The following is a 25,959-nucleotide window of genomic DNA, read 5'->3' as shown; positions in this document are numbered from 1 at the left end:
ACAAAAACAAGGAGACGATATGACGTTCCATGGAAGCTGCCACTGCGGCGCTATCTCCTACGAAGTCGAAGCCGACAACATCCCCAGCGTGATCCGCTGCAACTGCTCGATCTGCCGGCGCCGCGGACACCTGCTGTGGTTCGTGCCGCGCGCATCGTTCAAGCTGGAAACGCCCGAGAGCAACGCATCCACCTATCGCTTCAACACCATGAAGATCGCCCACCGCTTCTGCCCGGTGTGCGGCTGCGGCCCTTACGCGGACGGACAGGACAAGGACGGCAGGCCGATGGCGGCGGTCAATGTGCGGTGCCTGGACGACGTGGACCTCGACAGCCTGAAGATCATCGACTACGACGGCCTGCACCACTGACCCTGTCGCCATGTTCCGCATCCTCGGCATCGATCACCTCGTGCTGCGCACCGCAGACGTGGATGCGCTGCGGCGCTTCTACGTGGAGGTGCTCGGCTGCAGCGTCGAGCGCGAGCAGCCGGACTTCGGCCTGACGCAGTTGCGCGCGGGCAGCGGGCTGATCGACCTGGTCTCGCTCGACGGCCCGCTGGGCCGCGCCGGCGGCGCGGGCCCGGGTGCCGAAGGCCGCAACCTGGACCACTTCTGCCTGCGCATCGATCCGTTCGACGCCGATGCCCTGCGCGCGTGGCTGGCGCAGCATGGCGTGCAGGCAAGCGCAGTCGAGCAGCGCTTTGGCGCCGAGGGCAAGGGTCCGTCGCTTTACGTGCAGGATCCCGACGGCAACGTGGTCGAACTCAAGGGTCCGCCCGAAGACCGCACAGGATAGTGGCGGGCAAAGTGGCGCAACGTCAGCACGGCGCGCTGTTGATGGCTACAATTTCCGCTTAGCCCGTCGCATCGTCACTGTCCCTGCCGCGCCTGCGGCGCACTGGCGCCGGGCGCGCCATGACCAGACAAGACGCCTGCCCCGACGCGGACTCCGCCCCGCTCCCCGTTTCACCCGCCCCTGGCCATGCCGGCTCCCTCGGGCCGCCCCGCCATCTGGTCTGGACGCTTGGCCTGACCGAGACCATCTCGTGGGGCACCCTGTATTTCGCCTTCACCGTGTTCATCGCGCCGATGAGCCAGACGCTGGGCTATTCCAAGCCCTTCCTGGCCGGCGGCTATTCGCTTGGGCTGCTGGTGTGGGCGATGTGCTCGTTTGCAGTGGGCCGCCTGCTGGACCGCGTGCCGGCGCGCAAGGTGATGGGCACGGGCTCGGTGCTGGCCGGGACCGGCCTGCTGCTGTGGGCGTGGACGCCGTCGCCGGCCGTGTTCCTGCTGATGTGGATACCGATCGGCCTGGCGATGGCGACGACGCTGTACGAGCCTGCCTTCGTGGTGCTGCGCCAGGCCTATGGCGACGGCTACCAGAAGCCGATCGTCACCGTCACGCTGATGGCCGGCTTTGCCAGCACGATCTTCGTGCCGCTGGCGCAATGGCTGGTGATCCATATCGGCTGGCGCCCGACACTGGCCGGCTTTGCCGCGCTGAACCTGCTGGTCTGCGCGCCCTTGCACGCGCGCATGCGCTACGCCTTGCACGCAACGTACGCCTCGGTCCATCCCGCTTCGCCGCTGCCGATGGGCGATGCCGGCAACGGCGGCATCGCCCGCTCCACGCTGCGCCAGCCGGTGTTCTGGGCCGTGGTGCTGGCCTTTACGGCCACGGTGATGGTGGCCTCGCTGCTGGGTGCGCACCTGATCCCGATGCTGACGGAAAAGGGCCTGCCCGTGGCGCAGCAGCTGGTAGTGGCGGCGCTGATCGGCCCGGCGCAGGTGGTGGGCCGCATGCTGATGATGCGCGCGGCGGTCCCGCACCCGGTGCGCTTGTCGTTGCCGGTCTACACGGTGATGAGCCTGGGGCTGCTGTGCTTGGCGCTCGGGCACGGCATTTGGCTGATGGTCGCAGCCGTACTGTATGGCTGCGCCAACGGCGTCAACACCATGCTGCGCGCGATGGCGATGCCGGAGCTGATCTCGCGCCATCACTACGCCACGCTCAATGGCCTGATGATGACGCCGGTGCTGCTGATGCAGGCGGCCGCCCCGTGGCTGGGCGCCCTGCTCTGGCGCGCGGCCGGCGGTTACTGGCTGATGCTGTGGGTGATGGTTGCGCTGGCGCTGGCGGCACTGCTCGCGTTCGGCTTTGCGCTGCACCGGCGCGGGCTGTTGCGGCCCGCGTAGCGGGAAACGTCCGCGTCATGCGACGATCAAGGCGTTGCGGGACGATGCATGCTTCGGCGCAAACGGCGTTCAGGCCGCGGCCTGCAACGGCGGGCGCTTGCGGGCGCCCAGCCCGTTGAAGACGAAGGTGTCCATCGCCAGCACGCCGTAGGTGACTTCGTCGGCCACGCGGACCACCTCGGCTGGCGTTCCGGCTGCGCCCGCGTCGCGCGGTCCCAGCGCAGCGCCCAGCGCCACGTAGAACGGCAGCAGGTGTTCGTCGGTCGGGTGGGCCCGGCGCGCGAAAGGCGCCTGCTCGCGGTAATCGGCAATGCGGCTGGTGTCGCCACCGGCGAGCGCCTCTTCCAGCGCGTCGATCATCCAGCTGCGGAAGGCATCGACGTACGGCTCGGTGTCCGGGCCATGCTGCGCGCGGCGTCCGCCACCGAACACTTCCTGCAGGTTGTGCGTGAAGCTGCCAGAAGCCAGCACCAGCACGCCCTCGGCACGCAGCGGCGCCAGTGCGCGGCCGATCTCGATCTGCGTCGCTGGCGGCAGATAGGGGTTGAGCGCGAGCTGTACGACCGGCATGTCGGCATCGGGGAAGAAGTGCCGCATCGGCATCCAGGCGCCGTGGTCGAGCGGGCGTTCCTCGTCCTGGCCGACAAACCCGGCGCCGTGGATGCCGGCCGCCTCGACCAGCGTCTTCACGCGCGCAGCCAGTTCCGGCGAGCCCGGCGCGTCGTAGCGCAGCGCATACAGTTCGCGCGGGAAGCCGCCGAAGTCGTGCCATGCCTCTTGCCGCTCGCGGCTGCCGACCGCCAGCGTGCTGTAGATCCAGTGCGCCGAAATCACCAGCACCGCCTTCGGTCGCTGCGCGCGCAGGCTCACGCCGAGCGCGTCGAATACCGCGCCGGTGGGGCCGGGGTCGATGGCGAGCATCGGGGAACCGTGCGAGACATAAATCGAGGGAAGCATGGCGTTTGCCTTCAAATCGTTTGTGTACCTGTAGTGAGTTTGGCAAAGAATCCACCCGCCGGTGGCAGGTGTTTGCGGATACGTCGTGCAAAAAACTTGAAGGACCGACGCCGGGTGCGCAAGCCGTCTCGCCAGGGCAGCGTGAGGTGCCCCACACAGCGCATCGCGCCGGTGCGCCGGCGGGCTCGGAATCGGCCTATGATGCAGTCGGGGAGCCCACCCGGCTCGCCGAGATGCCCGTCACGGGCACCCCGCGCTACCCACAACGCATGCGCCCGCCGCACTACCGTGCCCCCGGGCTGGAGAGAACCGTGGTACAGCGCACCTCACGCCGCCCGGCGCGGCTCGCACCGATCCGCCTGCTCTGGTGGCAGCCTGGCGTGTACGCCAGCGTTCCGGCGGTCGTGCTGTGGATCGTGGCGCGCCTGCCGGCAGACTTCCTCGGCAGCCTGTTCGGTTCGCCCGCTGCCTCGCCCTGGCTCAACCATGCCGGCGATACCGTGTTCGTGACCGGCTGGGTAGCAAGCGCGGCCTGGCTCTGGTTCACCCGGCGACGTCCGCCGCCTGCGCCTGAGCGCGAACCCGGCGATGCCTCGGGGCACGCCGAGCACCAGCACCACCACGTCAGCTAGATCCCGCGACGGCGCAATCCGTTGCGGCTACGCAGCAATCGCGCGGAGATTCCCACATGCCAGCGGATCGGTCGTAACATTCCGCCGGTAGCATGCCGTATCCGGGACAGCCCTGCCGCCCGGAACCGACCTCGGAAAACTCCGCAGAGCGATTTCGCATGTCCGCACTCCAGCATTTCCGCCGGTTTGCCCTGCCAGCCTTGCTGACGGGACTTGGCGCCCTCGCGCCGGTGCAAGTGCAGGCGCAGGCGACGCCGGGGTTCCGCATCGCTGGCGCGAACGTGCAGAAGCACGCCAATGCTGTGCTGGCGCTGATGTCCTACTCGGTGGTGCCGGACCTGACGTCCAGTTCGCTGTCGATCAACAATACGTCGACCGAAGACCCCGGCATCGTCATGTCGCAACTGGGCGGCGGCTTCACCATCAGCAAGTCCTTCCCGCTCTACCTGGAAGGCGCCATCGCCTACAGCCGCTACGACCCGACCTTCATCGCCACCAACGGCACTGAGTCGCGGCCGCTGCCAACGAGGTGGAACACGGTCTCGGGCACCATCGGCATCGGCTGGGATTTCCCGCTCACGGCCAACAAGGAGCTAGTGTTCCGGCCGATCTTCAATGCCTCGCTGGGCAACGTTTCCAGCGATCTCTCGGTGGCGAAGTTCGTCGTCGAGCAGGCCACCGACCGCCAGATCAACTTCCTTGATCACGGCAGCCTCAATGCCTATGGCCTGGGCGGCTCGGTCATGCTCGACTGGGAACACTATCGCGAGAAGTACGAGATAGATGTCGAGCTGCGCTACACCAACATCCACCTGCAGTCCTTCGGCGGCACCAGCAGCGGCGTGACCGGCACAGCCACGGCGCAGACCGCCAACCTGTGGGCGCGCTGGCGCGCCCCGACCGGCATGCACGCGCTGGACCGGCCGGTGCGCTACGTGCTGGAGCTGTCGCACTCGCACTACCTGGGCAGCCAGGCTGGCGTGCTCGGCTTCAACTACCTGACCACGGTCGGTACCGGGCTGGAGCTGGATACCAGCGCACATGAGATATTCGTCACACGCGTGCGTGCGGTGGTGCGGTACGTCTTTGGCAATAACGTTTCGGGGTTCTCGCTGGGCCTGGCAGCCAGCTTCTGAGACCAGCCGGTCTCGCCCCAGGCACAAGACGGGTTTAAGGAATCGCTTAAGATGGCGCTATCCCACTCCCGTGCGCGCCTTCCGCTGCCCCTGGCAGCGCGATGGCGCCTCGGCATTTTCCCGACCCAAGAGCGCCATGATCGCTACCACCGCCCCAATCCCCGACATTTCCGCCGCGACCCGACGAAAGGCCATCGTCGCCGCCACCATCGGCAATGGCCTGGAATGGTTCGACTTCACCGTCTACAGCTTCTTTGCCGTCATCATCGCTAAGCTGTTCTTCCCGACCGGCAATGACCTGACCTCGTTCCTGCTGACCGTCGCCACCTTTGGCGTCGGCTTCTTCATGCGCCCGGTGGGCGCCATCGTGCTCGGTGTCTACGCCGACCGCGTGGGCCGCAAGGCGGCGTTGACGCTGACCATCCTGCTGATGGCGCTCGGCACAGCCATCATCGGCCTGGCGCCCACCTACAACCAGATCGGCCTGTGGGCGCCGGCGCTGATCGTGCTGGCCCGCCTGATCCAGGGCTTTTCGGCCGGTGGCGAGGTTGGCGGCGCAACGGCCTTCCTGATCGAGCACGCCCCCGACGCCGAGCGCGGCGCCTACGCCAGCTGGCAGCAGGCCAGCCAGGGCATCTCGTTCATGCTGGGCGCCGCTATGGGCGCGCTGGTCACCAACGGCCTGGAGCCGGCGCAGATCGACGCCTGGGGCTGGCGCATCCCGTTCCTGTTCGGCCTGCTGATCGGTCCGGTCGGCATGTACATCCGCTCGCACCTGCACGAGCCGCCAGAGTTCGAGGCACGCCAGGCCGCGCGCAAGGCCGCCAATGTCAAGTTCTCGCCGCTCACGCAGGTGCTGCGCGACCATCCGCGCGAAGTGCTCTGGCCGGCCTGGGCGTGACCATCCTGTGGACGGTCTGCACCTACGTGCTGGTGTTCTACATGCCGTCGTACGCCAAGCAGCAGCTCGGCCTGCCGCTGGGCGCCACCTTCAAGTCGACCGCGCTGTGCGGCGCGATCATCCTGGTGCTGTGCCCGCTGATGGGCATGCTGTCGGACCGCATGGGCCGCAAGCGCATGCTGGGCATCGTGGCGCTGCTGATCGGCGTGCTGGCCTATCCGCTGTTCCACTGGCTGAACGTTTCGCCGAGCACGCAGACGCTGCTGCAGGTGCAGATCGTGCTGGGCATCCTGCTGGCGGCCTTCACGGGCCCGGCGCCGGCGGTGCTGGCCGAGCAGTTCCCGACCGAGGTGCGCTCGACCGGGCTGTCGCTAGCGTACAACTTCGCGGTGACCATCTTTGGCGGCTTCGCCCCGCTGATCGTGACCTGGCTGATCGAATCGACGCAGAACAAGCTGGCGCCGGCGTACTACGTGATTGCCGCCGCCGCAATCAGCTTTGTCGCGCTGGTGTTCATGCACGACCGGACCGGTAAGAAGCTGGCCTGAGCCGGGGCATTGCGTCCAATGCAAAAAAGCCAGCCGCGAGCTGGCTTTTTTGCTGTCCGCGGGCGGCCTAGCCCGCCTCGCCGCCTTCGTCGTCGTCCTTGTGGATATTGATCACATGGCGCGCCTCGAAGCACAGCGGCATGCCCGGGTTCATCTCCTCGGTGCAGTAGGGCTGGTTGTCCAGCTCGCCGGTGTAAAGGCTGCCCTCGCGGCCGGTGACGACGACCCACATCCGCTCGACGTGAACCTCTTCGCGGCCGGATTCGTCCTCGGTCAGGATGCGGAAGATCAGCTTGACGAGCTGGCCAGGGACCAGCGCATCGCGCTCCTCCTTCTGCGGAATCCAGAACGTCTCGGGGTGGGCGGCGGCAATGGGCTCGCCGTCATCCAGCTCCCACCCGTCTTCGTCCATCGTTGTCAGTCGCATGTCCATTTTCATGCCTTCCGCAATGTCTCAGGTGCGGGCATGATCGCAGCAAACGCGCCGGCCCGGGAGAGGGTCGCCGGCGCCCGGTTATCTCAAGAGGGAAAGGGTACGCATGACGAGCAGGAAGGAAACGCCGCCCGGGCAGGTACGCTGCGGCTGGTGCGGCACGCTGGAAGACTATTGCCATTACCACGACAACGAGTGGGGCTTTCCGGTCGCGGATGACCGCCGGCTGTTCGAGAAACTGTGCCTGGAGGGCTTCCAGGCCGGGCTGAGCTGGCTGACCATCCTGCGCAAGCGCGAGGCCTTCCGCAAGGCCTTCGCCAATTTCGACATCGAGAAACTCGCCCGCTTTGGCGAGCGCGACATCCAGCGCCTGCTGGGCGATGCCGGCATCGTGCGCCATCGCGGCAAGATCGAGGCCGCCATCAACAATGCCCAGCGGGCACGTGAGCTGCTGGAAACCGAATCCTCGCTGGCCGCCTATTTCTGGCGCTTCGAACCGGATCCGGCGAGCCGGCCGAAGGTCCTGACGCCGGAAGTCCTGCGCACGCTGGCGACCTCGCCCGAGTCGGTGGCGCTGTCGAAGGATCTCAAGAAGCGTGGCTGGCGCTTTGTCGGGCCGACCACCATGTATGCGCTGATGCAGGCGATCGGGCTGGTCAACGACCATCAGGACGGCTGCTGGACGCGCGAGCAGGCGCTACGGGCGCGCAAGGCGTTCAAGGTGCCGAAGTAGACGCTGTGGCGGCCGTATACGCACGGCAACCTGCACACGTATACGGCCGATAGTGCGATCCAGGCAATGGTCTGTTTACTGTCTTCAGTATTGTTTACGTATACATAAATAGTAGTAGTAGGTAAACGCGGCCCCCGGCCGTGGATAACCCGATTTTCGTCTTTCGGATCAGTCACTTGCAGAAAAGATAACTGTTCAGGGATAACCCTGATAGGCTGGGACAGGTCGGGGTGGACGTATACGTGGCGGTAAATCGACTCCGAGTTGTACGTATACATCCCACAGCGCACCCCCAGCGAGGGCACAGCTTTCCCGCGCAGTTATCCCCAGCGGGGGCCGGAGATGTCCACAGCCTGGCCGGCGTGCGCGTATACCGGGTCCACGTGCGTCATGACGTTCAGCACGTTGTGGGTTTCCAGCGTGCGGCGCCGCGCCTCGACCGCGATGGCGTGGCCTTGCGCCACGCTGAGGCCGGCGTCGATCTCGAGGTGCACGTCGACCAGCACCTGGTCGCCCATCTTGCGCGTGCGCAGGTCGTGCAGGCCCAGCACGCCGGGCGTCGCCAGCATGGTCTGTCGGATGGCGGCAACGGTCTCGTCGTCGGCGGCGCGGTCCATCAGGTCATTGAGTGCGTCCCAGCCGAAGCGCAGGCCCATGCGCGCCACCATCAGGCCGACCACGACGGCCGCCACCGGGTCGAGCACGTGGTAGCCGAGCATGTTGCCGCCGATGCCCAGCGCCACCACCAGCGACGAGGCCGCATCGGAACGCGCATGCCAGGCGTTGGCGACCAGCATGCCGGAGCGCACCCGCTTGGCGACGGCCAGCATGTAGCGGAACAGCAATTCCTTGGAGGCCAGCGCTGCCAGCGCGACCCACAGTGCAACCGGCTGGACGGGCTGCAACACCTGCGGATGCTGCAGCTTGCCGACTGCCGACCACAACATGCCGCCTCCGACCGCCAGCAGCAGGCCGCCCAGCGCCAGCGATGCCGCCGTCTCGAAGCGCAGGTGGCCATACTGGTGATCCGCGTCCGCGCCCTTGCGGCTCTGCCGGGCCGCGATCAGCACGACGAAGTCGGACAGCAGGTCGGACAGCGAATGCGCGGCGTCTGCGATCAGGGCCTGCGAGCCGGCCACGATGCCGGCCACCGCCTGCAGGCAGGTCAGGACGATGTTGACCACCACGCTGACCAGCGTGCTGCGCCGGCCGGCCACGTGGCGGGCTTCGATTTCGGCGCTGCTGTCTTCGGTTGAATCGGCTGGAAGGCCGGCCAAGTCGGGTCTCATGGGCGATTCCGCTCCACGGCTGTCGCCAGATTGCCGCGCACGCGCTGCAACAGCGCAATGAGTTGTTCATGCTCGGCCTGGCTCAACCCCTGCAGGGCCTCCGCCGCGATTTCGTCGCCGACACGCCGCGCCTTGTCGAGTGCCTTGGCCGCCTTGGCCGTCATGCGCACCAGCCGTTCGCGCCGGTCGTCCGGATTGGGCCGGCGCACGATCCAGCCGCCCTCCTCCATCCGGTCCAGCAGGCGCCCCGCGGAGATGGGGGCGACTTCCAGGATCTCGGCCAGGCTTGCCTGGCTGATTTCGCCGTGGTGCGAGAGATAGGCCAGCGCGCGGCACTGGGCGCGCGTGAGGTCGAGGGTGGACTTCGCCAGGTCGTCGAAGCGCTTGCCGCACAGGCGGCCGACGTCGGTGACCAGGAAGCCAAAGCGTTTCTCGGATTCAGATTCCATCGCGCGACTATAGCCGAAGAGTCCGGCGCGGTGATGGCACAGGCACCTGTCGTCAGCGCCCGCCAATGCTTGCCGCACCTGGCCCCGGTCGTATAATAAGCACGCTTATTATTTCAACGCCCAAGGTCTCTAGCCCCCTCCCCCATGTCAGCCCAAGCCCTGCCGGCCAGCACAAGCGCGCCGCTCAACCGGCCCATGATCACTGTCTCGATCATGCTCGCGACACTGATGCAGACGCTGGACAGCACCATCGCCAACGTCGCGCTGCCGCACATGCAGGGCACGCTGTCGGCCTCGCAGGACGAGATCACCTGGGTGCTGACGTCGTATATCGTCGCCGCCGCCATCGCCACGCCGCTGACCGGCTGGCTATCGGACCGGCTCAGCGTGAAACGGCTGCTGCTGGTGGCGATCAGCGGGTTCACGGTGGCATCGGCGTTCTGCGGAATTTCGGAGACGCTGCCGCAGATGGTGGCGTCGCGGCTGCTGCAGGGTATCTTCGGCGCCTCGCTGGTGCCGCTCTCGCAATCGATCCTGCTCGACATCAACCCGCGCGAGAAGCAGGGCCAGGCAATGGCGGTCTGGGGCATGGGTGTGATGGTGGGGCCGATCCTGGGCCCGACGCTGGGCGGCTGGCTGACCGACAGCTACAACTGGCGCTGGGTGTTCTTCATCAACGTGCCGGTCGGCGCCTTCGCACTGTTCGGCGTCATGACCTTCCTGCCCGGCCGGGCGCCGCGGCGCGAGGTGAAGTTCGACGCCTTCGGCTTTGCTACGCTGAGTCTCGCCATCGGCGCGCTGCAGGCCATGCTCGACCGCGGCGAGCAGCTCGACTGGTTCAGCTCGCTGGAGATCCGCATCGAGGCCCTGCTGGCGGTGATCAGCTTTGCCTATTTCGTGGTGCACACCGCCACCGCGGGATCGAAATCATTCTTCCGCTACGAACTGCTGAAGGATCGGAATTTCGCCACGGGCACCTGCTTTATCTTCGTGATCGGCGCGGTGATGTACGCCACGCGCGCACTGCTGCCGCCAATGCTGCAGAACCTGATGAACTACCCGGTCGCCACCACCGGCCTGGTGACCGCACCCAGCGGCATCGGCACCATGATCGCCATGCTGCTGGCCGGACGCCTGCTCAGGCATATCGACGCGCGCCTGATGCTGTTGTCCGGCTTCCTGATCTCGGCGTTTGCGCTGTGGCAGATGATGCAGTACACGGTGGTGCTGTCGATGTCCGACATCGTCTGGCCCGGCGTGATCCAGGGCTTCGGGCTCGGGCTGGTGTTCGTGCCGCTGAGCTCCCTGACCTTCTCCACGCTCATGCCCGAGCTGCGCGCCGATGGCACCGCCACCTACAGTCTGCTCCGCAATATCGGCAGCAGCATCGGCATCTCCATCATCCAGGCGCTGATGACGCGCAACACCCAGGTGGCCCATGCCGACCTGGCCGCCCATGTCAGCATCTTCAACCCCAACCTGCAGTCCATGCTTGCCAACGGCTCGCGCGCGGACCTCGTGGCGCTGAACCACACCATCACGCAGCAGGCTTCGATGATCGCCTACCTGAATGACTTCAAGGTCATGTTCCTGGCAACACTGCTGGTGGTTCCGCTGATCCTGTTCGTGCGGCCGGCGCGCCACGATCAGGACCTCGCAAGCGCGCATGCCGCGATGGATTGAGCACCTTCCGACACCCGGAGCGGAAGGCGCCGCTTTCGCATGCTGCCGTGCGAAAGCTGGTAACAGTGCTGGCGATCTGCCGATGACGCACTAACGTACAGAGCGAGGCACTCTCGATTTCATTAAGGACTCTGTTATGGCTATCCGGTCGCTCGCTTCGCACAGTTCATCGCAGTTACGCCGCCTTATCGGGCAGATGCAGGCTGAAGTCGACGCACTTGAGCAGCTTTCCAGTTCCGATGCCGATGCGCAGAGCCGCCTGGGCTATGCGACAGCGCGGCTGCGCGATGGCATCGAAGCAGTGGAAGACGCCTTGCAGTCGCTGCGGGCGCTGCAACAGGTCCGGCCTTCGGCAATGAAGGCCAGGCGCACCCCACGTGTGGCTTGAGGTAGCGACACTACGCCCCCTTATCCCGACCGGCTCGCTTCGTGCGCGGCCAGCAGCCGCGCAATGTCGTGCAGGCCGGCGGCCTCGGCCATCTCGCGCGGGGTTTCGCAATCGTCGATGCGCGTCCGGCACGCCGGATCGGCACCCGCCCCAAGCAGCAATTCCACCGCTCGCAGGTTGCGCACGCTCACTGCCATGTGCAGCGCGGTGTAGTCGTTGATGCCGCGATGGGCGGGATCGGCTCCGAAAGACAGCAGCAATCCGAGCATCTCCGGCACGTCCGTTCGCGCGGGTGCGCCGGGCCGGTCGCTACTGCATGAAAGCGCCGCAATCAGCGGCGGAAAACCCGCGTGATCCGCCGGCCGGGGATCCGCGCCGATCTCGAGCAAGGTGCGGATAAAGGGCAGTGGACTGTGGTAGACCGAGTACTCGAGGCAAGGGCCTATCCCGGGCGGCATCAGCCCGTTGGGAAAGCTGGCCGGATCGTCGACCGCGGCCCGCAGCGCATCGATATCGCCGGCGCGGAAGGCCGTATCGATCATCCTGAACTGCCGGTATGCCTCGCATCGCTGGCTGTCGTCTGGCTTCATCTTTTCGTATTGGCGGAGTGAAGCCCATTCTAGCCTTCCGGAACCTGGCAGGATCGGTAGCGCGCCGGCGACTGCGCCAGACTGGCACAGCGGGCAGACGTGAAAAAGGCCAGAGCGTTGCTCTGGCCTTTTGAAGATGGTGGACCGAAGGAGGATCGAACTCCCGACCTCTGCATTGCGAACGCAGCGCTCTCCCAGCTGAGCTATCGGCCCGTCGCGGAGGATTGTAGCGTACTTCCTCCTGCGGCTTCAATCGGGGGAAGCTGGCCGATGATGATCCTGCGCAACATCACGCCGCCATGCCCGGATTACGGTCCATGCCGCGGACTTGCGGCAGGTTCAGCGGGCGGGCGGTGACCTCCTTGCTGGCCCGCAGCCACTGCGCCATCACGTCCCAGATCGGCGCGCCGCCGGCCTGGCGCGCTTCCTCCGCCACCGGTGCCCAACCCGCCACCTTGTAGCTCTTGCCGGCTTCGAGCGGCTTGCCGTTGAGGCGCATGTCGCTAATGCGCCGCCCCATGCCCGCATTGGGATCGATGGTGTACTGCAGGCCGCCCACGCGCACCATGTCGCCGCCCTGCTGGTAGTACGGATCCGGGTTGAACAGGTTGTCGGCGACGTCTTCGAGGATGGTCTTGATGGTGTCGCCGCTCATGCTGGTCACCGTGGTGTACGGATAGGTGATGGCGGTCTGGTCCATCAGGTGTTCCATGGTGATGGCCTCGCCGGGCAGCAACGTGGTGCCCCAGCGGAAGCCCGGCGAGAAGGCGATCTCGGCGCCCTGCACTTCCATCAGGCCGTCCAGGATCAGTTGGTCGAAGGTGCCGTTGAAATTGCCGCGCCGGTACAGCAGGCCGCGGTTGAGGGCCAGCACCTCGCCGAGCTTCTGCTCGTACGGCGCGCGCACCCTCGTGATCAGCGCCTCCATCGCTGGATCGGCTGGCAGGTAGTTGGCGAACACCGGCAGCAAGCGGTAGCGGAAGTCCGTCACCTTGCCATTTTTCACGTCGAAATCGAGCACGCCGAGGAACTTGCCGTTGGAGCCGGCATTGGTCACCAGCGTGCTGCCGCCGGCGTTCTTCACCGGCACCGGCGCCGGCACGCCGTCATGCGTATGGCCGCCCAGGATGGCATCGAGCCCGCTGACGCGCGAGGCGAGCTTGAGGTCCACGTCCATGCCGTTGTGCGACAGCAGCACCACCACCTCCGCGCCCTTGCCGCGCGCATCGTTGATGACCTGCTGCAGGTTTTCCTCCTGGATGCCGAAAGTCCAGTCCGGCACGAAGTAGCGTGGATTGGCGATCGGCGTGTACGGGAAGGCCTGGCCGATGATGGCCACGGCCACACCGTTGATGTCGCGGATCACGTACGGGTCGAAGACCGGGTCGCCGAAATCGTTGGTCTTGATGTTCTGCGCGAGAAAGGAGACCTTGTCCTTGAAATCCTTCTCGACGATTTCCTTGACGCGGTCGGCGCCGAGCGTCATTTCCCAGTGCGGCGTCATCACGTTCACGCCCAGCGCCAGCGCGGCGTCGACCATGTCCTGCCCCTTGGTCCACAGCGCGGTGGCCGAGCCCTGCCAGGTATCGCCGCCATCGAGCAGCAGCGCGCCGGGGCGCCCCGCCTTGAGGCGCTTGACCAGCGTGGCTAGGTGCGCAAACCCGCCGACCTTGCCGTAGCGGCGGGCGGCCTCGTTGAAGTCGAGGTACGTGAACGCATGCGCCTGCGGCGTGCCAGGGCGGATGCCGTAGTGGCGCAGCAAGGCGTCGCCGACCAGGTGCGGCGGCTTGCCGGCATAGGCGCCGATGCCGAGGTTGACGTTGGGTTCGCGAAAATTCACCGGCCGCAGCTGCGCGTGGCAGTCGGTGAAGTGCAGCAGGTGGACGTTGCCGAAACGCGGCAGGTCGTACATCGCCTGGGCGGACTGCGCGGCTTGCGCATCCTGGCTGGGGAACGTCATGCCGCCGGCACCGGCAATGGCCAGCACCTGCAGGAACTCGCGTCGGTTCATGTCTCTTCCTGTGGAATCGTCGTACCGGTGGGCCGTGGACGGGGCATCCGGCATCGTCTGGCTAGTGTCCTGCTCCGCAAGTAACTTGCCAAAATGAAATCGTCCAGTTGCTCGTCAGGCTAGGCGCGAGGAGGCGCCATAGCCGTAGCTATGGCAACGACGAGCAACGACGCATGGCGGGCAACTGGGCGATTTCATGGCAAGGTATTTGCGGAACAGGACACTAATGTGCGTATCGCTCCAGCGCCGCCACTTCTTCTTCGAGCATCTCGCCCACTTCCTTCTGCACCACGCGGCCGCGGGCGTCGATCACATACAGCTCCGGCAGACCCTTGCGCTTGCCGAACGCGTTTTGCAGCGCGGGCGAGTCCATCGTCACCGGAAAGGTGTAGCCGCGCTGCTTCAGGTACGCGCCGGCTTCGCGCGGGTCCTTGTCGATGCTGATGGTCAGCACCTGGAGCGGCGAGCCGCGCGTGCGTTCGTAGAGCTTCTGCAGGCGCGGATTCTGGAGCGCGCAGAACGGACACCACGACGCCCACACCTCCACGATCAGCGGCTTGCCGGCCAGGGCTGAAGCCGGCAGCGTGCGCCCGTCGAGCGTCTGCACGTCTGGCAGGCGCACAGTGTCGCCGACTTCCAGCGCGGCAGCACCGCCGCTCCCGACCGCCAGGCCAATCGCCAGCAGCCAGGACAGGATGGCGGCGCGCGCGCGCATCGCCGGCCGCCTTACTGGTTGACCGGCGAAGCCGGGTCGAGCAGCAGCGCCATCACGTCGCGGATCTGCGCCTCGGTCAGGATGCCCTTGTGGCCGAAGCGCGGCATGTTGGAGCAGGCGGCGTAGGCACTGGAATCCCAGATCTTGCCCCAGGTGTACCTGACGACTTCCTCGGAGTTGCCGCGCAGCTTGCCGTACTGGTACAGCGACGGCCCGATGTTGCCGAACGAGATCTCGGCCTTGGTCATCTGGTGGCAGGCGTAGCAGTTGCCGCCGTTGGCGCCGCCGACCTGGTCGGAGAACTGCATGCCGCGGCCGTTCTGGGCGGTCTTCTCGCCTTCCTTCCAGTCGCCCAGCCAGTTCTTGTCGGCCGGGTATCTGACCTGCTTCAGCTCGGCGGCCTCGATCTTCTTCGCGACCTTCGCCGGCACCTTGGTGCGGTCCGGGTACTGGCTGCACGCCTGCTGCATGCCGTCCTGGTTGAGCACGCCTTCGACGGTGGCCGGGCCTTTGGACGAGAACGAACCCTCGATCAGGTGCTTCATGTCGGCGCTGCTGACCGCATCGACCTTGCCCTTGGCGGGGCGTGCCTTGGCGCTGTCCTGTGCATAGGCGCCGGCGGCGAGGAGCGTCATCACGGCCGCGATGGCCAGGCGCGGGGCGCGCGCTTTGTTCTGTCGTTGCATATTGTCTCCCGTACTCGTCAGCGCTTCATGGCCGGGCCATCGTAGGTGCCGCCATTGGCGTTCCTGGCCAGGAACATGGTCAGCGCGGTGATCACGTCCGAGCCATAGGCGGGTTCGGGAAAGCGCTGCTGGCGCAGGCAGTCGTACAGGCGGTGCTGCATGGTGCGTACCTCGCCCTGCGAGACGCGGTAGGCAGGCCATGTGGTGTAGGCGGCCTGCGCGCCCTTCTCGGTCAGCAGGTTGGGCAGGTCTTGCAGGCGGATGCGCTGGCCATCCACGGCATGGCAGGTGGCGCAGGCAAAGTCATAGGCACCGCCGCGGTAGAAGAACATCTTCTGGCCCAGCGCGTAGGTGCGCTGCTCTTCCGGATGGCTGAGCTGCACGTTCATCTTCACGCCGCGCGATTCGGCGGTCAGGTACGCCGCCAGCCGCTCGATGTCCGACGGCTGGCCCGACGACGAGAACGGGTTCTTCATCGCCTCTTGCTTCGTGAGCCCCTGCAGCGTCACGCGGCAGTACGCCAGGCGCTGCTCCAGGTCCATCACCCTGTTGGTGTCCTTGAAGTAGCGCGGCAGCTCGGCGTAGGCGCCCTTGGTCACGCCCGGGCCCTTGCCCAGGTCGCACTGTTCGAGCGAGGCGTTTTTCGGGCCGGCCGGCTTCTTCCAGAGCTCCTCGCCGGCGGCTTCCCACAGCTCGGCGGGATTGCCTTCGGCCAGCATCTGGCGGTACTTGGCGATTTCGTCGGCGGTGCTGCCCTGCGCATGCACGGCAACGGCACCGGTCAGGGCCGCAGCGCCGGCCGCGGCCAGCACGGCGCCGCCGAGCAGGCGTCGGAAATGAGTCATGGGGCTTCTCCTCGCGACCTCGCCATGCAGCGGGCCGTTCTGTTTTGTCTTGCCTGGGCCGGGCGGCTCCCGCGGCTCAGGGCTTGATGTAGACGTAACCTTCTTCGGCCTGCAGGCGGGCGATCTCCACCACGCCCGCCGGTACGACCTTGGCTTCCATCAGCAGGCTCGATTCAGCAATCTTGCGCGCGTTCAGCGTATTGCGGCAGACGCGGAACTCGACGCCGGACGCGGCCAGCGCGCCCACCGGTGCTTCGAATGCATTGCCGCGTGAATCCTTGGCGCCTTCCACCAGGAAATCGACGCCGTAGCCGAAAGCGACTACCACGAGCTTGGTATCGGGCGCGCCGTTCAGGTGGTTGCGCAGGTTGCCCATCGCGCGCACGGCCTGGTCGATGCCTTCCGACAACTGGTACACGACCTTGATGCGGCCGCCCTTGCCCGCGCTCGCGGGCGTCGCCTGTGCCGCTTTGGCCGCCAGGCCGATGGCAGCCAGCGCCGCCGATGCTCGAATAAATGCTCGCCGCATGATCTTCCTTCCGGCCGGGCCAATCCCGGCATCCGACCAGCACCTTAGCAGAGGACGGCAAGCCCTGCCGGCCCTGTATCGCTCAGGCGATGGTCGCTTCGTCGGTACGCTTGTCGCCGCGGTTGTCGATCCAGGTCACGGTGACCTTGTCGCCCTTGGCGCCACCCTTGAACTTGAAGTTCAGGAATGGATCTTTCGAGACTGCCGGGCCGAACTGGGCATGGAACACTTCCTTGCCCTTGCACTGGGCAATTACGGTCTGGATATGCCATGCCGGGATGGTCTTGCCGGACGCGTCCTTGCGCTGGCCGGTTTCCATGTCGTGCTTCATCAAGATCTTGACGTCGACCACGCCGCCGTTTTCGGTGGCGCGTACGCGCATCGGGTCTGCCATGTGTTTCTCCTGTTGCGGTGGGGCGGGAAATGGTGTCGTGCGTGGCCTCAGCCGCCGCAGCCGCCCAGCGTGACCTTGATTTCCTTCGAGGCCACGTACCACTTGCCGCCGGCCTTGACGGCCGCGTACACGACCGAAGTCTGGCCCATCTTCACGCGCGTGGAGACGAACGGTTCGGTGCCAGCCGGAATGACGAAATCGGCCGCCAGCGTGTTCGGGTTCTTTTCGACCAGGATCGCGATCTGCTCGGTATCCGGGATATTGCTCGTCACGGCCACCGGGACCACGGCGCCGTTCTCGGCGATATCCGGGGCGGTGAAGGTGATGGCGGTGCTCTTCTCGGTGCCGCTGCCGCCCAGTGCCTTGATCACGTCGGCCACGCTCTTGCCGTCAAAAGCGTTCTTGTTCCACTCGGCTGCCTGCGCTTCGCTGATCAGGCCGGTGGCCGCCATCAGCGACAGGACAGCGGTGACCCGCAGCATTTCTCGTCGTTTGGAATTCATTGTGCTTTGCTCTCCGGCTACTCCGTTCCCAGTCGGTCTTCTTCATGCGGCCGGTGCATCGCCGGCCGCTGTCTTTACTGCCAGGCCGGAACGGCTTTCACCATCCGGCCCGTTGCATCGGCGGACTGACCGCCGGAGGCGGTGCTTACTTGGCGGGCGCGCCAGCCAGGACCCACTCCACCACGGTCTTGAGGTCGGCGTCGCTCACGCCCGCGTTGGCGGGCATCGGCACCGGACCCCAGACCCCCGAACCACCGGCCTTGACCTTCTTGGTCAGGGTCGCAAGGGCGTTCTTGTCGCCCTTGTACTTGGCAGCCACGTCCTTGTAGGCCGGGCCGACCAGCTTCTTGTCGACCTGGTGGCAACCCATGCAGGCGTTCTTGTTGGCGATCTCCTGTGCCTTGGCGGCATCAACCGCGTGGGCCGATGCGGCGGCTCCCAGCATCAGCGCTGCGATGACAAACTGCTTCATTATTAAGCTCCAAGCTTTTGTATAGCCGTGGGGACGGCAAAGGCCGCGCAGCAGGAATGCCCTGCCACGCGACACACACTGGCCGCCGCCTGGGGGCACTGCTGCGGCCAGCCCGCTATTTTGCCTCAAGAATCCACCCCACCATGGCCTGAATGTCCGAATCAGGGATCTGTGGCTGCGCCGGCATTGGCACGCTGCCCCAGGCGCCCTGCCCGCCCGACTTCACTTTGCGGGCCAGGGCGGCATGCGCGTCCCGGCCGCGGTACTTGCCGGCGATATCGGCAAACGACGGCCCCACCAGCTTGCGGTCGACGGCGTGGCACGCCATGCACTGGTACTGGCCGGTCAGCCGAGCGCCCGCAGGCGGGGTGGCCAAGGCAACCGATGCGCCACTTTCCTTCGCGCCGTTCGCGGCAACGCCGCGCGTGGGACCGAAGCCGCGCTGCTGCTGCGACAGGTCGCCATGCGCGTCGCGCGCATAGTCCGGCATCGAAGAGGCAATGGTCACCTTGTCCGTGCAGTCCTTCATGCAGGCCGTATTGCGGGTGTCCGGCCGGCCCCGCCCCGGCCACATGCCATGGTTCGTGGTCATGCCGTCGCGGTTGGGCATCTTGCCTTGCACCTCCGCGATGTTGGCGTCAGACAACGTGAAATTGGCCGGCACGATCTCGCCCAGGTTCAGCAGGTAGGCGGTGACGGCATAGACCTCTTCGGTGCTCAGGCTCTTGGGCGCGTTCCACGGCATGGCGCGCCGGATGTAGTCCCACAGCGTGCTGACGGTGCTGACCTTCATCAGCGTGGTGCGATAGGGCTGGTTGCCGGTCATCGCCGCCACGCGTCCGCTCCGGACGTCGTCCGCAGTGGTGCCGCCAACGATGGGCGAGAACACCTCATTCGATTCGCCGAAGTCCCCGTGGCACGAGGCACACTTGCCATCCCAGACCTTCTGCCCTTGCGCGACCGTGCCGCTGCCCTTGGGCAGGCCCTGGAAGTCGGGACGCACGTCGATGTCCCAGGCCGCGACTTCCGCTGGCGTTGCGGTCCGGCCAAGTGCCGCACGGGCCGCAGCGGAGTCGGCAGCACCGGCCCAGCCGCTGGCCGTGCATGCCGCGGCCAGCACGAGCGCGCGCGCGGTATCAGCCCACATGGACATTGGACACCTCGCCGCCCTGCGCCACCTGCCAGCTCTGGATCGCGTTGTTGTGATAGATCGAGCGCGTGCCGCGCACCGCGCGCAATTGCGCCAGCTTCGGCTGCACGTAGCCCGTGTCGTCGATGGCCCGGCTCTGCAGGATGGCGGGGCCGCCGTCCCAGACCCAGTCGAGGTTGAAGCGCGTCAGGCACTTGGACAGCACCGGCGACTCCAGCCGCGCGCTGCGCCAGTTGCGCCCGCCGTCGGTGGAGACATCCACGCGCCGGATGCGGCCGCGCCCCGACCACGCCAGCCCGCTGATGTTGTAGAAGCCCTTGCCCACCAGCTGCTGCCCGCCGGACGGCGTGGTGATGACCGACTTGCACTCCTGGATCGAGGTGTACTGGCGCAGCATGCCGTCCGGCATCATGTCCACGTAGTGGATGGTCTCGTCCTTGGCATTCCACGGCTTGTCGCCCAGCTCCAGCCGGCGCAGCCATTTCACCCACGACACGCCTTGCACGCCGGGCACCACCAGCCGCAGCGGGTAGCCGTTCTCGGGGCGCAGCATCTCGCCGTTCATGGCCCAGGCGACGATGATCTCGTCGGCCAGCTCCATCGGGATGGTGCGCGTCATTGAAGACCCGTCGCCGCCCTCGGCCAGCAGGTAGCGGCCGCGGCGCTGGTCCGCGCGTGCATCGTCGAGCAGCACCCTGAGCGGTACCCCCGTGAATTCGCAGCACGACAGCATGCCGTGCGTGTACTGCACGGTGGGCACCGCCACGTTGCCCCATTCCATGCCGGTGTTGGCACCGCACTCGATGAAGTGCATGCGCGAGACGGCCGGCAGCCGCATCAGGTCGTCCATGGTGTAGACGCGCGGCGCCTTCACCAGCCCGTTGATCATCAGGCGGTGGCGGGCCGGATCGATGTCCTGCCAGCCCTGGTGATGGCGCTCGAAATGCAGGCCGTTGGGCGTGATGATGCCGAAAAAGCCCTGCAGCGGCGCGAAGGCGACGGATGCAGCCGAGACGCGCGTCAGGCCCGGAGATTCACGCCGGACGAGGTTCTTTTCATAGACCGAAGGCTGTCCATACGGCCGCGCCGCGACCGGCTGGCCGAGCGAAGTGGCCCAGGGCTGGGCTTCGAGGATGGCAGGGTCGCCGTCGGCAGCCAGTGCATGCCGGCCGATGCCGGCGGCCGCGATGCCGGCAGCCGCGCCGAGAAAGCTCTTGCGCAGGAAGTCCCGCCGCGGGCTGTCCAGTCCGTGCCGGTCGATATCCTGCTGCAGCGAAGTGCTGACGAAGTGCTGGGGCGCGGGCACGATGCGCCCGGGCCGGTTCCGTTCCTGCAAAGCGGTCTCCTCCGGCTCGCTCGCATGGCTTGTCCAATCATGCGGCGTGCCTGTTGTCGGTCAGCTGCAACGATGTGCAGCAGCCATCCGTTTGCCGGAAGAGCCGGCGCGTGCGCGGCTAGCTTGTCGCGGGACGACGGCGACGTGCGGGCTGCACGGGCTCGGGCGCGGGCTGTGCCATGAAGCGGTCCACCACGCCGGAGGACAAGGCGCTGTCCTCCAGCCGGCTCGCCACCTGCACGCAGACCGTGCGGCACAGCTCGATCACGCTTTCGTCCGCAATGGTGTAGAAGACGAGATTCGCCTCCTTGCGGCGCGACAGCACGCCCGAGCGGTACATCGCGTTGAGATGCCGCGACACATTGGTCTGCGACGAACCCACCGTCTCGACCACCGTATTCACCGGCTTCTCGCCATCGCACAAGGCGTGCAGGATCTTCAGCCGCGTCGGCTCCGCCAACAGGCTGAAGTAGCCCGATACCTTCTCGAAAACGCGATCCAGCTCTTCCATGCCGTCTAATATATTCGTATATGCGTAATTGCGCATATAGTGTTTACCCATTGATGCAGAACAGCATGATTGTGCCGCCAGTGGCTCGGCGGCACCAGTGAATGCAGGAAATGACGAGCGAAGGCTAGCGCCGCGCCAGCGCGGGACCTGGCCAGAAGCGGCCGCCGAAGACATTGACGAGCAGCCCCGCCATCACCACGGCGGCGCCGATCCACTGCGCGGCAGAGAGATCTTCGCCAAGCAGCACATGTGCCGAGACCAACCCCACCACCGGCACCAGCAGCGTCAGCGGCGCAACCTGGCTGGCCGGATAGCGCGTCAGCAGCCGGCCCCACATGGTGTAGCCGAACACGGTCGCCGCAAAGGCCAGGTACAGCACGGCGAAGACGCCCATCCCCGACACATGGGTCACGCTGGCGACGATGCGCGCGGGCCCCTCGAACCATAGCGACAGCAGCGCAAACGGCACGATCGGGATCAGCGCGCCCCAGATCACCAGCCCGAGCAGGTCCACCGGGCCGATCTTCTTGCTGACGATATTGCCGCTCGCCCAGCAGAACGCCCCGCAGAGCGTGAGCAGGAAGCCCGCGATGCTCATCCCGCCCGAAGCGGCACCCGCGCCGATCAGCGCCAGCCCGGCCCCCGCCACCACCATGCCGGCGACGTTGTTCCAGCGGATCGGCTCGCCCAGCCAGAGCGCAGCGATCGCGAGCGTAAAGAAGGCCTGCGACTGCAGTACCAGTGACGCCAGCCCGGCCGGCATGCCGACCGCCATGGCATAGAACAGGAAGGCGAACTGGCCCAGGCTGATGGTCGCGCCGTACGCTATCAGCATGCGCCATGGCACGCGCGGGCGCGGAACGAAGAAGATCGCCGGAAACACCACCAGGCAGAAACGCAGCGCGCCGAGCAGCATCGGCGGCACACCGGCCAGGCCGACCTTGATGACGACGAAATTGACGCCCCAGACGCACACGATGGCGAGGGCGAGGAAACGGTCTCTGGCTTGCATGGTCGGCTGGCGCTGCCGCGCGCGGGAATGGATTCGGGAAGGTCCCAGCGTAGCAGCGCCCGGCGCGGGCGCATTGCACGATCTTGCGGTTTTGTGCGCGCCCTACGAAAGCATGTCCGCCCAGATACCCCTCGCCCATGCCAGCGCGTAATCTCCCTCCAGCGCATTCGGCGCGCTCGACAGCCCGCCCGAACCCGGCACCGTCACCATCGTCTTCTGCTCCGCATCGTACCGGTGCACGCTGGCGACGTGCACGGCTTCGCGGTCGGAGGTGAAGCTGTAGCAGGTGTTGTTGTAGAACGGCTCGGGATCCGGCGCGCGGCCCGACAGCAGCGCCACGATGGCGGCGGCGGCGACCTTGCCGTGCTGGTTGGCCATGTGTCCGGACTTGGGCATCAGCGGGGCGATCTGGATGGCGTCGCCCAGCACGTGGATGTCCGGCACGGCATGCGATTCGAAGCTCAGGAAATCCACCTCGCACCAGCGCGCGTTGGCGGTGGCCAGCCCGGCCGAGACGGCAATCGCGCCGGCGCGCTGCGGCGGCAGCACGTTGAGCACGTCGGCGCGCTCGTCGTCCTGTACTTCGAATTTGATCGTGCGCGTGGCGGCATCGACATCGACGGCGTTGTACTGCGGGCGGTACTCGACCATGCCCTGGTAGCGCGATCCCCACACCTGGCGGAACAGCGCGGCCTTGGAGGTGATGTCCGGATTGGCGTCGAGGATCAGCACCTTGCTGCGCGGCTTGTGCTGCTTGAAGTAGCTCGCCACCTGGCAGGCGCGCTCGTAGGGGCCGGGCGGGCAGCGGTACGGGGCGAGCGGGATGGTGATGGCGAAGGTGCCGCCATCCGGCATGGCCTCCAGCTGGCGCCGCAGCGCCAGGGTCTGCGGACCTGCCTTCCAGGCGTGCAGGACCTGGTCGCCGCCGGGCTGCTTCAGGCCTGGCAGCGCGTCGCTCATCATTTCCACGCCCGGCGACAGTACCAGCCGGTCATAAGGCAGCGTGCTGCCGCCGGCCAGGCGCACGTTGCGCCTGGCGGCGTCGATAGCGACCGCGGTGTCGCGCACCAGCCGCACGCCATGGCGGCGCGCCAGCGCGTCGTACGACAGCGTGATGTCTTCCATGCACCGGCTGCCGCCGATCACGAGGTTGGACAGCGGGCAGGAAACAAAGGTGGGATTGGATTCGACCAGCGTGACGTCGATGGCATGGCCGCTCCACTCGCGCAGGTAGCGCGCCGCGGTGGCGCCGCCGTAGCCGCCGCCCACCACGACGACCCTGGCCGGTGCGGCAGCGCGCGCGGCGTGGGTGCCCAGCGTACCCAATACAGCGGCGCCGGCCGCGACGCCCAGGAAGCTTCGTCTTTGCATGGGAGCTGTTCCATAAAATCTGCTCAAAGTTGAGCATTGGATTTATCCGCACTTCGTTGACGCGGCTTGCGCCGCCCAACTGAAGCCGCTTGACGCTCAGTTGCGCCGGAGGAGCGCGCGAGCAGAATCTGCTTCACCTGGAGGTGAGGCATATACCGGGTGATTTCCCGGTCGTGAATCCTGTCCCGCACGTTCCGCGCTGCATTGGTATCCGCCTGCAGAACGTCCCCGTTGGCACGGTAAAACTTGTCGCCCTCGCGCTTGCCTTGCAGCAAGCCCGTGAACGAGTCCATTTGCGACGTGTAGGCGGCGTTGACGACGACGTGCGTCGCCCCACGCTGCGTGCAAACTTCATCGAGCGCTTGAGCCAGTACACCCTTGGCCCATGCGCTCATGCGGCGGTTGTAGCTCCGCCACTGCCCCCTCCACTTGATGGGCGACGTCAGATCTTCCGAACCGACCACCGCCGCCTTGTCCACGATGGTATGGGCGCACTGGTAGGCAATCGTGCGCAACCGCTGCTTCGTGCGGTCCCTGCGCGCCTGCAGTTTCACGCGTCCGAGGTTGCACTTCCTGATGCGCTCGGCCTTGGCGATGCGACCGGCTTTCCGATGGGCTTTTTCGAGGGCATGCAGCCGGTTTCGTGCTTTGCCGGTCTTCGAAACCTGGTCGCTGTAAGCGCTCAGCACGGCGCCGAACGTCTGACCATGATGCTCGCCATCTGAGTCGGCGAAAGCCTCGGTGTAGCCTTTGTCGACGCCAATTTCCCCTGTGCCGCAGGGGCGCCCTTCGGGCTTCGCGGTAGCGTAGTGGATTTCGACCGCGTCACCCTTCACGATCACACGCAGGTTGCAACCGGTGAGGTCCACGTCCTTGCCGTTGCTGTTCGTCGTGAGCTCGATCGGAGGGCCGTATTGCCTGGCGATGTGGATGGTGATGACAAGGTGCCCGTCCCTGACGCGGCTCTGATGCTTGTCCGAGCGGACGATGAACTGATTGTCGCAACTCGAAACGCCGTGCCGAAAGTACTTGCGCATCATCCGGTGCAGGTACTTGTCTTCGAGCCACTTGTCACTTTTGAGCAGGGTATAGAGCCGCTTTCGCTCTGCCTCGTCGGAGGTCCGCTTCGCGATGGCTTGTCGCACCTTCGCGCATGCGGCCACCTTGTACGTCAGGATGTCGTTGACGGCATCCTTCGTGGTCTCGGCTCGGATCGTGCCGTCCACCGCGAGCGACGCATACCAGCCGCCAGCCGTCACTTCCTTGCGGATGTCGGCCGCACTCTTGCCGACGTTCCCCAGCGCACCGTAGCGACGCCAGAGGTCCGCTCGGACAAACGCCGTCGCCCTGCACACCGCGCGAAGCGCAAGCACGCACGACGACGTCGCATAGAGCGTGCGGGTGACGGTTGTCATTCCAGAATTTCCTTCGGTTCCTGCTACCCGGATAGTCTTCCTTGATCTGCTTTTTGTACTTGCGCATGCCGTACAGGCGGCACGAGAACGTCTGGACGATCGCAAGCAGGTCCTCAACCATTTCCTGCTCTGGCGACAGCGATTCCTGATTCACCACGATGATCTCGCAACCGTTCTCGCGCGCAAGATGATCGAGCAGGTCGAATCCGAAGCGAACGAGCCGGTCCTTGTGGGCGATGAGAACTCGCTCAATCTCACCACGCTGGATGCGCTCAATCAGCACGAGGAAACGCTTGCGCTTGAAGTTCATGCCGCCGCCGACTTCCTGAATCCACTCGTCAACAGCAATTGCGCCAGCCCGGCAATATTCCTCCATCGCCGCCACCTGAGATTGCAAGTCGTCGCGATGCCCAGCGCTACTGACGCGGCAGTACACGACTGTCGATCGCTTCTCAGGCCCGCCGCCAAGTATCGCCCGAACATCGGACTCGTCAAAGTGCCGATGTCCGGAAGGCAGGCGCTTAGCCGCCAGGATGCCCTCGCGCTCCCAGCGGCGCACCGTGCTTGGAGCCCGTCCGATGCGCTTTGCGAATTCGTTGATCCGATAAACCTTGCTCATGGCGAGCAATTATAAATACTTTTGAGCAAGAATGGAGTATCAGTTGCTCGCTCCTCAGCGCACGGCGGCGAACCACGCCACGATGGCGTTGATCTGCTCGTCGCTGTAGCCCCTGGCGATCTGGTGCATGACCGTGGCCTGGCGCGTGCCGGCCTTGAAGGCCTGCATCTGCGCGACCAGCTGGGACCGGGGACGGCCGGCCAGCCCGGGAATCGGGCTGCCGGCGGGGGCGCGGCCTTCAGGGCCGTGGCAGTTCGTGCAGGCCGCGGCCTGGTTGCGGGCCCGCAATGCGGTGGCGTCCTGGGCTTCGGCAGCCAGCGCGGGGGCGGCGCCGTACAGCGCCGGCAGCGCCAGCAATGCGATCGCCGCGGGCGTGGGGATCCTTGTCATGGTCTCGCTCCGTGATCGGCCCGGCGGAACCGGGCCGCGCCGCCAGGCCAGGCGGCGTGGCAAC

Annotated in this window: 28 protein-coding genes, 1 tRNA gene and 2 pseudogenes; 9 read left to right on the top strand and 22 right to left on the bottom strand. The window is 66.3% G+C overall.

The window, feature by feature from the left end:
• Positions 1–19 precede the first annotated feature (19 nt).
• The 3 genes from RM96_RS15670 to RM96_RS15660 all read left to right on the top strand — a co-directional run bounded on the left by RM96_RS15670 (position 20) and on the right by RM96_RS15660 (position 2,197).
• Positions 20–370: a GFA family protein gene (locus RM96_RS15670; RefSeq protein ID WP_039011818.1), complete on the top strand. Its 351-nt coding sequence runs from the start codon at positions 20–22 to the stop codon at positions 368–370.
• 10 nt (positions 371–380) lie between these two features.
• Complete coding sequence (locus RM96_RS15665) at positions 381–797, top strand: VOC family protein (protein WP_039011817.1); 417 nt, start codon at positions 381–383, stop codon at positions 795–797.
• A gap of 119 nt (positions 798–916) precedes the next feature.
• The gene (locus RM96_RS15660; protein WP_039011816.1) at positions 917–2,197 is read left to right on the top strand and encodes an MFS transporter; all 1,281 of its coding nucleotides are present in this window, start codon (positions 917–919) and stop codon (positions 2,195–2,197) included.
• Between the two features lie 69 nt (positions 2,198–2,266).
• Here RM96_RS15660 and RM96_RS15655 read toward each other — a convergent pair whose 3' ends face one another.
• The gene (locus tag RM96_RS15655; protein WP_039011815.1) at positions 2,267–3,154 is read right to left on the bottom strand and encodes a DODA-type extradiol aromatic ring-opening family dioxygenase; all 888 of its coding nucleotides are present in this window, start codon (positions 3,152–3,154) and stop codon (positions 2,267–2,269) included.
• A 146-nt stretch (positions 3,155–3,300) separates the two neighbouring features.
• Between RM96_RS15655 and RM96_RS15650 the strand changes: the two genes are divergently transcribed.
• The 3 genes and pseudogenes from RM96_RS15650 (at position 3,301) to RM96_RS15640 (ending at position 6,371) form a co-directional block, all read left to right on the top strand.
• Positions 3,301–3,786, top strand: a complete 486-nt coding sequence (locus tag RM96_RS15650; protein WP_338011415.1) for a hypothetical protein — start codon at positions 3,301–3,303, stop codon at positions 3,784–3,786.
• A 158-nt stretch (positions 3,787–3,944) separates the two neighbouring features.
• The gene (locus RM96_RS15645) at positions 3,945–4,922 is read left to right on the top strand and encodes a hypothetical protein (protein ID WP_052279523.1); all 978 of its coding nucleotides are present in this window, start codon (positions 3,945–3,947) and stop codon (positions 4,920–4,922) included.
• 136 nt (positions 4,923–5,058) lie between these two features.
• Positions 5,059–6,371: pseudogene (locus tag RM96_RS15640) on the top strand (MFS transporter).
• 67 nt (positions 6,372–6,438) lie between these two features.
• Here RM96_RS15640 and RM96_RS15635 read toward each other — a convergent pair.
• The gene (locus tag RM96_RS15635) at positions 6,439–6,804 is read right to left on the bottom strand and encodes a DUF2314 domain-containing protein (protein WP_039011814.1); all 366 of its coding nucleotides are present in this window, start codon (positions 6,802–6,804) and stop codon (positions 6,439–6,441) included.
• A gap of 106 nt (positions 6,805–6,910) precedes the next feature.
• On the opposite strand from RM96_RS15635, the gene RM96_RS15630 reads away from it, so the two are divergent.
• Positions 6,911–7,537, top strand: a complete 627-nt coding sequence (locus tag RM96_RS15630; RefSeq protein ID WP_039011812.1) for a DNA-3-methyladenine glycosylase I — start codon at positions 6,911–6,913, stop codon at positions 7,535–7,537.
• Positions 7,538–7,857: 320 nt separating this feature from the next.
• Here the strand turns inward: RM96_RS15630 and RM96_RS15625 are convergent, their stop codons facing one another.
• Both RM96_RS15625 and RM96_RS15620 read right to left on the bottom strand, forming a co-directional pair.
• Complete coding sequence (locus RM96_RS15625) at positions 7,858–8,826, bottom strand: cation diffusion facilitator family transporter (protein ID WP_052279522.1); 969 nt, start codon at positions 8,824–8,826, stop codon at positions 7,858–7,860.
• Complete coding sequence (locus RM96_RS15620) at positions 8,823–9,275, bottom strand: MarR family winged helix-turn-helix transcriptional regulator (protein WP_039011811.1); 453 nt, start codon at positions 9,273–9,275, stop codon at positions 8,823–8,825. Before RM96_RS15620 ends, RM96_RS15625 begins: the two co-directional genes overlap by 4 nt.
• Positions 9,276–9,419: 144 nt before the next feature.
• On the opposite strand from RM96_RS15620, the gene RM96_RS15615 reads away from it, so the two are divergent.
• A complete protein-coding gene (locus tag RM96_RS15615) occupies positions 9,420–10,958 on the top strand; it encodes a DHA2 family efflux MFS transporter permease subunit (protein WP_039011810.1) in 1,539 nt (512 codons plus the stop codon).
• 136 nt (positions 10,959–11,094) lie between these two features.
• A complete protein-coding gene (locus RM96_RS15610) occupies positions 11,095–11,346 on the top strand; it encodes a hypothetical protein (protein ID WP_039011809.1) in 252 nt (83 codons plus the stop codon).
• A gap of 20 nt (positions 11,347–11,366) precedes the next feature.
• Here the strand turns inward: RM96_RS15610 and RM96_RS15605 are convergent, their stop codons facing one another.
• The 18 genes and pseudogenes from RM96_RS15605 to RM96_RS15520 all read right to left on the bottom strand — a co-directional run bounded on the left by RM96_RS15605 (position 11,367) and on the right by RM96_RS15520 (position 25,895).
• Positions 11,367–11,936, bottom strand: coding sequence for an ankyrin repeat domain-containing protein (locus RM96_RS15605; protein WP_039011808.1), 570 nt, complete (start codon positions 11,934–11,936; stop codon positions 11,367–11,369).
• A 137-nt stretch (positions 11,937–12,073) separates the two neighbouring features.
• Positions 12,074–12,149 (bottom strand) — tRNA-Ala (locus RM96_RS15600).
• A 76-nt stretch (positions 12,150–12,225) separates the two neighbouring features.
• Complete coding sequence (gene soxB / locus RM96_RS15595; protein WP_039011807.1) at positions 12,226–13,947, bottom strand: thiosulfohydrolase SoxB; 1,722 nt, start codon at positions 13,945–13,947, stop codon at positions 12,226–12,228.
• A 223-nt stretch (positions 13,948–14,170) separates the two neighbouring features.
• The gene (locus tag RM96_RS15590) at positions 14,171–14,662 is read right to left on the bottom strand and encodes a TlpA disulfide reductase family protein (RefSeq protein WP_039011806.1); all 492 of its coding nucleotides are present in this window, start codon (positions 14,660–14,662) and stop codon (positions 14,171–14,173) included.
• 11 nt (positions 14,663–14,673) lie between these two features.
• Positions 14,674–15,348 (bottom strand): sulfur oxidation c-type cytochrome SoxX, encoded by a 675-nt coding sequence (gene soxX / locus RM96_RS15585; RefSeq protein ID WP_039011804.1) that lies wholly within the window; start codon positions 15,346–15,348, stop codon positions 14,674–14,676.
• Positions 15,349–15,365: 17 nt separating this feature from the next.
• The gene (soxA, locus tag RM96_RS15580) at positions 15,366–16,193 is read right to left on the bottom strand and encodes a sulfur oxidation c-type cytochrome SoxA (RefSeq protein ID WP_039011802.1); all 828 of its coding nucleotides are present in this window, start codon (positions 16,191–16,193) and stop codon (positions 15,366–15,368) included.
• Between the two features lie 76 nt (positions 16,194–16,269).
• Complete coding sequence (locus RM96_RS15575; RefSeq protein WP_039011800.1) at positions 16,270–16,722, bottom strand: DsrE family protein; 453 nt, start codon at positions 16,720–16,722, stop codon at positions 16,270–16,272.
• Between the two features lie 82 nt (positions 16,723–16,804).
• On the bottom strand, positions 16,805–17,116 hold the full coding sequence (soxZ, locus tag RM96_RS15570) for a thiosulfate oxidation carrier complex protein SoxZ (RefSeq protein WP_039011798.1): 312 nt from the start codon (positions 17,114–17,116) through the stop codon (positions 16,805–16,807).
• A 47-nt stretch (positions 17,117–17,163) separates the two neighbouring features.
• Positions 17,164–17,619 carry a thiosulfate oxidation carrier protein SoxY gene (soxY, locus tag RM96_RS15565; RefSeq protein ID WP_039011796.1) on the bottom strand — a complete coding sequence of 152 codons (456 nt, stop codon included), beginning with the start codon at positions 17,617–17,619 and terminating at the stop codon, positions 17,164–17,166.
• A gap of 145 nt (positions 17,620–17,764) precedes the next feature.
• Positions 17,765–18,091 (bottom strand): c-type cytochrome, encoded by a 327-nt coding sequence (locus RM96_RS15560; RefSeq protein ID WP_039011794.1) that lies wholly within the window; start codon positions 18,089–18,091, stop codon positions 17,765–17,767.
• A 115-nt stretch (positions 18,092–18,206) separates the two neighbouring features.
• Positions 18,207–19,244, bottom strand: coding sequence for a c-type cytochrome (locus RM96_RS15555; protein ID WP_039011792.1), 1,038 nt, complete (start codon positions 19,242–19,244; stop codon positions 18,207–18,209).
• Positions 19,228–20,577 (bottom strand): sulfite dehydrogenase, encoded by a 1,350-nt coding sequence (gene soxC / locus RM96_RS15550; RefSeq protein ID WP_039011791.1) that lies wholly within the window; start codon positions 20,575–20,577, stop codon positions 19,228–19,230. The genes RM96_RS15555 and soxC overlap by 17 nt, the downstream gene beginning before the upstream one ends.
• A gap of 118 nt (positions 20,578–20,695) precedes the next feature.
• On the bottom strand, positions 20,696–21,124 hold the full coding sequence (locus tag RM96_RS15545) for an ArsR/SmtB family transcription factor (protein WP_039011790.1): 429 nt from the start codon (positions 21,122–21,124) through the stop codon (positions 20,696–20,698).
• 88 nt (positions 21,125–21,212) lie between these two features.
• Positions 21,213–22,100 carry an EamA family transporter gene (locus tag RM96_RS15540; protein WP_039011789.1) on the bottom strand — a complete coding sequence of 296 codons (888 nt, stop codon included), beginning with the start codon at positions 22,098–22,100 and terminating at the stop codon, positions 21,213–21,215.
• Between the two features lie 102 nt (positions 22,101–22,202).
• Positions 22,203–23,471 (bottom strand): NAD(P)/FAD-dependent oxidoreductase, encoded by a 1,269-nt coding sequence (locus RM96_RS15535; RefSeq protein WP_039011788.1) that lies wholly within the window; start codon positions 23,469–23,471, stop codon positions 22,203–22,205.
• A gap of 23 nt (positions 23,472–23,494) precedes the next feature.
• Positions 23,495–24,886, bottom strand: coding sequence for a transposase (locus tag RM96_RS15530; RefSeq protein WP_039011785.1), 1,392 nt, complete (start codon positions 24,884–24,886; stop codon positions 23,495–23,497).
• A 28-nt stretch (positions 24,887–24,914) separates the two neighbouring features.
• Positions 24,915–25,505 (bottom strand): annotated as a pseudogene (locus RM96_RS37135) (IS607 family transposase); the annotation flags it as partial.
• Positions 25,506–25,559: 54 nt separating this feature from the next.
• On the bottom strand, positions 25,560–25,895 hold the full coding sequence (locus RM96_RS15520; RefSeq protein ID WP_039011781.1) for a c-type cytochrome: 336 nt from the start codon (positions 25,893–25,895) through the stop codon (positions 25,560–25,562).
• Between the last annotated feature and the right edge of the window lie 64 nt (positions 25,896–25,959).

It is taken from the genome of Cupriavidus sp. IDO (genome assembly GCF_000812465.1).
GTDB lineage: Bacteria > Pseudomonadota > Gammaproteobacteria > Burkholderiales > Burkholderiaceae > Cupriavidus.
Note: the sequence above shows the minus strand (reverse complement) of the source record. Positions and strands in the feature narration are given on the sequence as shown.